Origin of the sequence: Dietzia sp. CW19, from assembly GCF_014145265.1 — a bacterium.
GTDB classification, from domain to species: domain Bacteria; phylum Actinomycetota; class Actinomycetes; order Mycobacteriales; family Mycobacteriaceae; genus Dietzia; species Dietzia natronolimnaea.
The window spans coordinates 1-7,732 of sequence record NZ_JAALEE010000191.1 but is presented as its reverse complement, the minus strand read 5'-3'; the positions used below and the strand labels follow the sequence as shown (position 1 = coordinate 7,732).

Here is a 7,732-nt window from a genome sequence, read left to right as displayed (position 1 = left end):
TCATTGGCGCCGGGGCGCGGGTCGGGGAAGCCCGCGAGGATGCGGGCGGTCTCGCGGAAGGTGCACAGCGGAGCACCGCGGGTGGGGGTCACCGTCCGCCCGGCCCGCAGGTCGTCGACCACCCGCCGGGCCGAGGCGGGGGTCTGGTCGTCGAAGAACTCCCAGTTGACCATCACCACCGGGGCGTAGTCGCAGGCGGCGTTGCACTCGATGTGCTCCAGGGTCACCCTGCCGTCGTCCGTGGTGCCGGGGCCGTCGAGCTCGAGGTGCTCGGCGAGGGAGGCCAGGATCTCGTCCCCGCCCATCACCGCGCAGAGCGTGTTGGTGCACACGCCCACCAGGTAGTCACCCGTCGGGGTGCGGCGGTACATCGAGTAGAACGTCGCCACCGCCATCACCTCGGCCGCCGTCAGGTCGAGCACCCGGGCGCAGAACTCTATGCCGGCCGGGGTGATGTGCCCGTCCTCCGCCTGCACGAGGTGCAGCAGCGGGAGCAGCGCCGACCTGTCCTGCGGGTAGCGGGCGACGATCACGGCGGCATCGGCGGCCAGACGCTCCCGGACCTCGTCCGGATACGTCCGCCGTGCGCCCGGGTGGACGATGGCGCCCGGTTCGTCGGGCTTCTGACCGAACTGGAGGAAGACCGGCTCGCCGCTCATCGGTCCACACCCCCCATCACCGGGTCGATGCTGGCGACGGCGGCGATCACGTCGGCGAGCATCCCGCCCTCGCACATCGCGGCCACCGCCTGCAGGTTGGTGAACGACGGGTCGCGGTAGTGGACCCGGTACGGGCGGGTGCCGCCGTCCGAGACCATGTGCACTCCCAGCTCGCCGCGGGGCGACTCGACCGGCACGTACACCTGACCCGGGGGCACCGCGAACCCCTCGGTGACCAGCTTGAAGTGATGTATCAGGGCCTCCATCGAGCTGTCCATGATGTGGCGGACGTGCTCGGCGGAGTTGCCCAGGCCGTCGGGGCCGACCTTGAGCTGGGCGGGCCACGCGATCTTGGGGTCGTCGACCATCACGGGGCCGGGCTCGAGCCGGTCCAGGCACTGTTCGACGATCCCCAGCGACTCCTTCATCTCGTCCACCCGGATGACGAACCGGTCGTAGCAGTCGCTGCCCGACCCGGTCACCACGTCGAACTCGTAGGTCTCGTACCCGCAGTACGGATCGGTCCGGCGCACGTCGTGGGGCAGTCCACTGGCCCGCAGCACCGGTCCGGTCACCCCGAGGGCGATGCACCCGGTGAGGTCGAGATAGCCCACCCCCTCGAGCCGCATCTTCCAGATCGGGTTCTGGCGCAGGAGGAGCTCCATCTCGCGGATGCGGCCGGGCATCACGTCCAGGAGTTCGCGCACCTTGGGCACGGCCTCGTCCGGGAGGTCCTGGACCACCCCGCCGGGCCGGACGTAGGCGTGGTTCATCCGCAGACCGGTGATGATCTCGAAGACGTCCAGGACCATCTCCCGCTCGCGGAAGCCGAACAGCATGGGGGTGCTGGCCCCGAGTTCCAGGGCGCCGGTCGCGAGCGCGACCATGTGCGAGGAGATCCGGTTGAGCTCCATGAGCATCACCCGGATGACCGACGCCCGCTCCGGGATCCGGTCGGTGATCCCGAGCAGCCGTTCCACCCCGAGGCAGTAGGCGACCTCGTTGAAGAACGGCGAGAGGTAGTCCATCCGGGTGACGAAGGTGACGCCCTGGGTCCAGTAGCGGTACTCGAGGTTCTTCTCGATACCGGTGTGCAGGTAGCCGATCCCACAGCTCGCGCGGGTGACGGTCTCGCCCTCGATCTCGAGGATGAGCCGCAGCACCCCGTGAGTGGACGGGTGCTGGGGGCCCATGTTGACGACGATGCGGTCGTCGTCGGCGTTCCGTGCCGCGTCGCTGATCGCCTCCCAGTCCTGCCCGGTCGCGGTGAGGACGGTGTCCGAGTCGGTTCTGTCGGCCATCAGCTGTAGGCCCTCCGCTGGTCCGGGGGCGGGATGGTCGCGCCCTTGTACTGCACGGGGATCCCGCCGAGCGGGTAGTCCTTGCGTTGCGGATGGCCCTCCCAGTCGTCCGGCATCTGGATGCGGGTGAGTGAGGGGTGTCCGTCGAAGTGGACGCCGAAGAAGTCGTAGGTCTCCCGCTCGTGCCAGTCGGTGGTCGGATAGATCCTGGTCAGGGACGGGATGTGCGGATCGGAATCGGGGGCCGAGACCTCCAGCAGCAGCCGGCGGTTGTGGGTGATCGACTGGAGCGGGTAGACCACGTGCAGTTCGTGGCCCGCGGCGTCGGGGTAGTGCACCCCGCTCGCCCCGAGTGACATCTCGAAGCGGAGTGCGGGGTCGTCCCGGAGTGTCAGCGCGACCGCCGGCAGATGTCGGCGCCGGACGTGCAGGGTCAGCTGTCCGCCGTGCACCACGACCTTCTCCACGGCCTCGTCGAAGGTCGGTCCGCCCCGCGATGCCAGTGCGGCCGTGAGCGCGGCGACCACCTCGTCGTCGTCCCCACCGTCGGGCGGCCGGGTACCGCCCGGCATGTCGACCGGGCGCACGAGCCCGCCGAACCCGGAGGTGTCCCCGGAGCCGCGCACCCCGAACATGCCGTGGCGGACGCCGACCGTGGTCGCGTCGGATCCGGCCGGGCCCGCGGGGTCCGGGGCATCGGCCGGGACCGGATGATCGCCGGTCACCGGAACATCCCCTCGACGGGGATGAGCGGACGCTGGTCCAGGGCCGCCTGCTCCGCCGCGCGGACGGCCTCGGCCCGGTTGGCGCCGAGGGGCATGTGCTGGATCTTGTCGTGCAGGGTGATGATCGCGTGCATGAGCATCTCGGGCCGCGGCGGGCATCCGGGCAGGTAGATGTCCACGGGGACGACGTGGTCGACGCCCTGGACGATCGCGTAGTTGTTGAACATCCCGCCCGAGGACGCGCACACACCCATGGCCAGCACCCACTTGGGCTCGGCCATCTGGTCGTACACCTGGCGCAGGACCGGGGCCATCTTCTGGCTGACGCGGCCGGCGACGATCATCAGATCGGCCTGGCGGGGGGAGGCCCGGAACACCTCGGTGCCGAACCGGGCCAGGTCGTAGCGGCCGCCGCTGGTGGCCATCATCTCGATGGCGCAGCACGCCAGGCCGAAGGTGGCGGGCCAGAGCGACCCCTTGCGCATGTAGCCCGCGAGTTGCTCGACCGTGGTCAGCAGGAACCCGCTCGGCAGTTTCTCTTCCAGTCCCATGACTGTCTCCTCCTCCCGGTTCCGGTCAGTCCCAGCTCAGTCCGCCCCGACGCCACTCGTAGGCGTAGGCGACGGAGACGTTGAAGACGAACAGGGCCATCGCGGCCAGCCCGAACAACCCGAGGTTGTCGAAGTGGACGGCCCACGGATAGAGGAAGAGGATCTCGATGCCGAAGATGATGAACAGCATCGCGGTGAGGTAGTACTTCACCGGGAACCGTCCGCCGCCGACCGGCTGCGGGGTGGGCTGGATGCCGCACTCGTAGGCCTCGAGTTTCGACCTGTTGAACCGGCTCGGACCGGCCAGCGAGGAGACCAGCGAGGAGAAGACGGCAAAGGCGACGGCGACGGCCCCGAGGGCCAGGATCGGCACGTACTCGTTCATCGCGTCACTCCTCGCGTGTTCCTCGAGAAGGCACCTGTGGGCAGACTTCTCCTGCAACCGCATGGGATCGTTGGCGACCGGTGGTGGTGGGTTGACGGCCCGCCGACTCCCTGTCAGATCGGGGTGTCCCGGTCCTCGACTGTGACTCTACTCACATTGCTTTGACGTGTGTCTGGACTTTCGGCAGACGACTTCCGGGGTCTGTGGTGGCCGTCAACGGCGACCGTCCGTGGCGGCGGGCGCTCAGGTCGGCGCGAGGAGCGAGGTGACGGTGTCCCGCAGCCGGAGCGGGTCGATCGGGTGCGGGACCGACGCGTCGGCCCGGGACCAGTCGGCCAGCCACCGGTCGTCCGCGCGCCCGATCAGCACGAGGATCGGCGGGGTGTGGTCGAGCTCGTCGCGCAGCTGCTTGGCCAGACCCAGCCCGCCGGTGGGGGCGGCCTCGCCGTCGAGGATCGCGAGACCGATCCCCCCGGCGTCCATGTGCTCGATCACCACCGGTGCCGTGGCGACCTCGGTGAAGTGCAGTCGGGGGAGGTCGGGGTGCGGGCGCGTGCCCAGTGCTGACATGACGCGGCTGCGGGTCGCGGCGTCGTGGCTGTAGACGAGCACCCGTAGCTCGACGTCCGGACTGGTGATCTCGGTCACGTTCGCGATGCTACCGAGCGGGCTCGGCTGCGGTGGGGGCAGCCGGCGCACCGGCCGAAATGAGAGACGCGGCCCGGGCTCGAGAGCACCGGGCCGCGTCTGCGGCGGAGGATAGGGGATTTGAACCCCTGAGGGGCTATAAACCCCAACCCGCGTTCCAGGCGAGCGCCATAGGCCACTAGGCGAATCCTCCGTGGACGAGAGTACCCAGCGCGGCCAACCACTGGCAAACCATCCGGGAATCACCGGCCACATCCCGGGCTGCGTGCAGCGGCGGAGGCGGCACGGCTAGACTCGTCACCGGACCCCGCGCGGCGTCCATCCTGTGAACTCCCCCAGGGCCGGAAGGCAGCAAGGGTCAGCGGGCTCTGGCGGGTGCGCGGGGTCCCTTTACGTCTGGGTACACACACCACCGACGATGTCGACCTCCCGGAGGCCACTATGGCGCTGTCCGATCTCTCCGCCGACGAACTCACCCGACTCGAGTCCGAGTTGTCGTCCGAGTACGACTCGCTCGCCGACCGGGGACTGTCCCTGGACCTGACCCGCGGGAAGCCGTCACCCGAGCAGTTGGACCTCTCCGAGCGACTGCTGGCGCTTCCGGGGGAGGGCGACCACACGGCCGGCAGGACCGACGTCCGTAACTACGGCGGCGGCGCCGGTCTGCCGGAGCTCCGCGGGATCATCGCCGAACTCCTGGGCGTGGACGCCGGCCGCGTGATCGCCCAGGACAACGCGAGCCTGTCGATCATGTACGACCTGCTGACGTTCTCGATGCTGTTCGGTACGCCCGACTCGGAGCGCCCGTGGAAGGACGAGCCGAAGCTCCGCTGGCTGTGCCCGGTCCCCGGGTACGACCGGCACTTCGGCATCACCGAGGCCCTCGGTATCGAGATGATCCCCGTGACGATGGGGGAGGGCGGCCCGGACATGGACGAGGTGGAGCACCTCGTCGCCACGGACCCGTCGATCAAGGGCATGTGGTGTGTGCCGATCTACTCCAACCCGACCGGGACCGTCTACAGCGACCACACCGTGTCCCGGCTGGCCCGGATGGCCGCGGCCGCCCCGGACTTCCGGGTGATCTGGGACAACGCCTACGTGGTGCACACGCTGACCGAGGACTTCCCCAAGGTGCCCGATGTGGATTCGCTGGCCGCCGAGGCCGGTCACCCCAATCGATTCCTGCAGGTGTGTTCGACCTCCAAGATCACCTTCGCCGGGGCCGGGGTGTCGTTCCTCTCCGCCTCCGAGGCGAACCTCGACTGGTACCTGGGGCACACCGGGATCCGGTCGATCGGCCCCAACAAGGTCAACCAGCTGGCACACGCGCGCTTCTTCGGTGACGCCGACGGGGTGCGGGACCACATGCAGAAGCACCGCGAGATCGTGGCCCCGAAGTTCGAGGCGGCCGCCGCCGCACTGGGCCGGAGGCTCGGCGGGTACGACGTGGCGACGTGGACGAGTCCCGAGGGCGGGTACTTCATCGACCTCGAGGTGCCGGACGGCACCGCCACGGAGACCGTCCGCCTGGCCAAGGCGGTCGGGGTGGCTCTGACCCCTGCGGGTTCGGCCTATCCGTACGGGCAGGATCCCGACGATCGGCACATCCGATTGGCCCCCACGTTGCCGCCGCTGGCCGAGGTCGAGACGGCGATGGACGTCGTGGGGCTGTGCGCGCTGCTCGCCGCGTGCCGCGACGCACGAAACTGATGTAACAGCACCTCCCCCTTCGTTAATCACCTTCCCCCATGGGTCGGGTGCGCCGGGCGCCCGCCCTCGCGCTCCGGCGCGGGTCGCCGAGCCGTCTTCACCTGCGAGACATGCCCCAACGTGATCTACAACATGTTCCCATTGGGTGGGCACGCAGGGGGGACCGCGGCGGTGGCGCTGACGTGCACGTATGTCGCCAGCCGCATAGTTGAGCAATAGTCAACGAGAGTAGGTCCTTGATCCCCGCAGGTCGGCATGGTTGTATCTCTACCGTCCGGACCCCACAAGGGATCGGGCACCGGAGTGCGGCTGAGGGGCTGCGAGGGGCCGGTGCTTCGATCCTGGTCCGGAACCGCGCCGCGAGGGTCTGAGGGGGCCCGCACCGCCGCGCGAGGGACGTCGGGAGGGGCTGCGGAGACGCGGCCCCTCCGGTCATTTCCGGAGGTCGTGTCCCGGGACGCGGAGGGCGGACCTCGCCGTCGTACCCCCTGGGTACCCTCTACACGTGGCCCTCTATCGGAAGTATCGCCCCGCCTCCTTCGCCGAGGTCGTGGGCCAGGAGCACGTCACCGAACCGCTCTCGGTGGCCCTGTCCTCCGGTCGCATCAACCACGCCTATCTCTTCTCCGGCCCGCGAGGGTGCGGCAAGACGTCGTCCGCCCGGATCCTCGCCCGGTCGCTGAACTGCGTGGAGGGGCCCACCGCCACGCCGTGCGGGGAGTGCGACTCGTGCGTGGCCCTGGCACCCGGGGGCACGGGCACGCTGGACGTCACCGAGCTCGACGCGGCCAGTCACGGCGGCGTGGACGACACCCGCGACCTGCGTGAGCGGGCGTTCTTCGCGCCGGCGTCGTCCAGGTACCGGGTGCTCATCATCGACGAGGCGCACATGGTCACCAACGCGGGCTTCAACGCCTTGCTCAAGATCGTGGAGGAGCCGCCGGAGCACCTCATCTTCATCTTCGCCACCACCGAGCCGGAGAAGGTGCTGCCGACCATCCGCTCGCGGACGCATCACTACCCGTTCCGCCTGCTCACGCCGTCGTCGATGCGCGGGCTGGTCGAGCGGATCAGCGAGCAGGAGGGAGTGAGGGTCGAGCCCACGGTCTTCCCCCTGGTCATCCGCGCGGGTGGCGGGTCGCCGCGTGACACGCTGAGCGTGCTGGATCAGCTGATGGCGGGCGCGGGCGAGGACGGCATCACCTATTCGCGTGCGGTGAGTCTGCTGGGGGCCACCGAGGTCGCGTTGATCGACGACACCGTGGACGCGCTCGCCGCGGGTGACGGTGCGACGCTGTTCCGGACCGTCGACAAGGTCATCGAGGCCGGGCTCGACCCCCGCCGGTTCGCCGCCGACCTGCTCCAGCGGTTGCGGGACCTGATCATGGTGCAGTCGGTGCCCCAGGCCATCGAGCGCGGGCTGGTCGACGCCCCGGTCGAGCAGGCCGACACCATGCGGCGCCAGGCCGAGAACATCGGGCCCGCCACCCTGGCGCGGTGTGCGGACATGGTGCACGAGGGGATGGGGTCGATGCGCGGCGCCACCTCGCCCAGGCTGCTGCTGGAGATCCTCTGCGCCAAGCTGCTCCTGCCCTCCGCCGACGACTCCATGATCGCGCTGGTGCAGCGAGTCGAGGCGCTGGAGTCGGGCACCGCGCAGGCGGCCACCGCGCCTGCCGGTGGTGCCCGGGTCCGGGACGGGGGTCCGTCCGGAGTGGGTGGGGCTTCGCCGGACGACGACGAAGGGCGC

The 7,732-nt window shown here is 69.8% G+C and carries 8 protein-coding genes, 1 tRNA gene and 1 other RNA gene; 3 read left to right on the top strand and 7 right to left on the bottom strand.

The genetic code is table 11. The features are described 5' to 3' along the window. The 7 genes from nuoE to G6021_RS06530 form a co-directional block, all read right to left on the bottom strand. The coding region (gene nuoE, locus G6021_RS06560) for an NADH-quinone oxidoreductase subunit NuoE (RefSeq protein ID WP_182640891.1) at positions 1 to 659 on the bottom strand (659 nt) is incomplete at its 3' end. Then, on the bottom strand, positions 656 to 1,960 hold the full coding sequence (gene nuoD, locus G6021_RS06555; RefSeq protein ID WP_182640890.1) for an NADH dehydrogenase (quinone) subunit D: 1,305 nt from the start codon (positions 1,958 to 1,960) through the stop codon (positions 656 to 658). The genes nuoE and nuoD, both read right to left, overlap by 4 nt. Further along, positions 1,960 to 2,685, bottom strand: coding sequence for an NADH-quinone oxidoreductase subunit C (locus tag G6021_RS06550; protein WP_095717150.1), 726 nt, complete (start codon positions 2,683 to 2,685; stop codon positions 1,960 to 1,962). Before G6021_RS06550 ends, nuoD begins: the two co-directional genes overlap by 1 nt. Continuing rightward, positions 2,682 to 3,236 carry an NADH-quinone oxidoreductase subunit B gene (locus tag G6021_RS06545; protein ID WP_095717151.1) on the bottom strand — a complete coding sequence of 185 codons (555 nt, stop codon included), beginning with the start codon at positions 3,234 to 3,236 and terminating at the stop codon, positions 2,682 to 2,684. The genes G6021_RS06550 and G6021_RS06545 overlap by 4 nt, the downstream gene beginning before the upstream one ends. 25 nt (positions 3,237 to 3,261) lie before the next feature. Beyond that, positions 3,262 to 3,621: an NADH-quinone oxidoreductase subunit A gene (locus G6021_RS06540; RefSeq protein ID WP_095717152.1), complete on the bottom strand. Its 360-nt coding sequence runs from the start codon at positions 3,619 to 3,621 to the stop codon at positions 3,262 to 3,264. 243 nt (positions 3,622 to 3,864) lie between these two features. Beyond that, the gene (locus G6021_RS06535; RefSeq protein ID WP_241731218.1) at positions 3,865 to 4,191 is read right to left on the bottom strand and encodes a hypothetical protein; all 327 of its coding nucleotides are present in this window, start codon (positions 4,189 to 4,191) and stop codon (positions 3,865 to 3,867) included. A gap of 183 nt (positions 4,192 to 4,374) precedes the next feature. Next, positions 4,375 to 4,462 (bottom strand) — tRNA-Ser (locus G6021_RS06530). A gap of 106 nt (positions 4,463 to 4,568) precedes the next feature. Here G6021_RS06530 and ffs point away from each other — a divergent pair. The 3 genes from ffs to G6021_RS06515 form a co-directional block, all read left to right on the top strand. Beyond that, an RNA gene (gene ffs / locus G6021_RS06525) (signal recognition particle sRNA small type) lies at positions 4,569 to 4,663 on the top strand. A 47-nt stretch (positions 4,664 to 4,710) separates the two neighbouring features. Beyond that, positions 4,711 to 5,982, top strand: coding sequence for an aminotransferase class I/II-fold pyridoxal phosphate-dependent enzyme (locus G6021_RS06520; RefSeq protein ID WP_182640889.1), 1,272 nt, complete (start codon positions 4,711 to 4,713; stop codon positions 5,980 to 5,982). A 505-nt stretch (positions 5,983 to 6,487) separates the two neighbouring features. Further along, on the top strand, positions 6,488 to 7,732 hold a 1,245-nt coding region (locus G6021_RS06515; RefSeq protein ID WP_182640888.1), incomplete at its 3' end, for a DNA polymerase III subunit gamma and tau.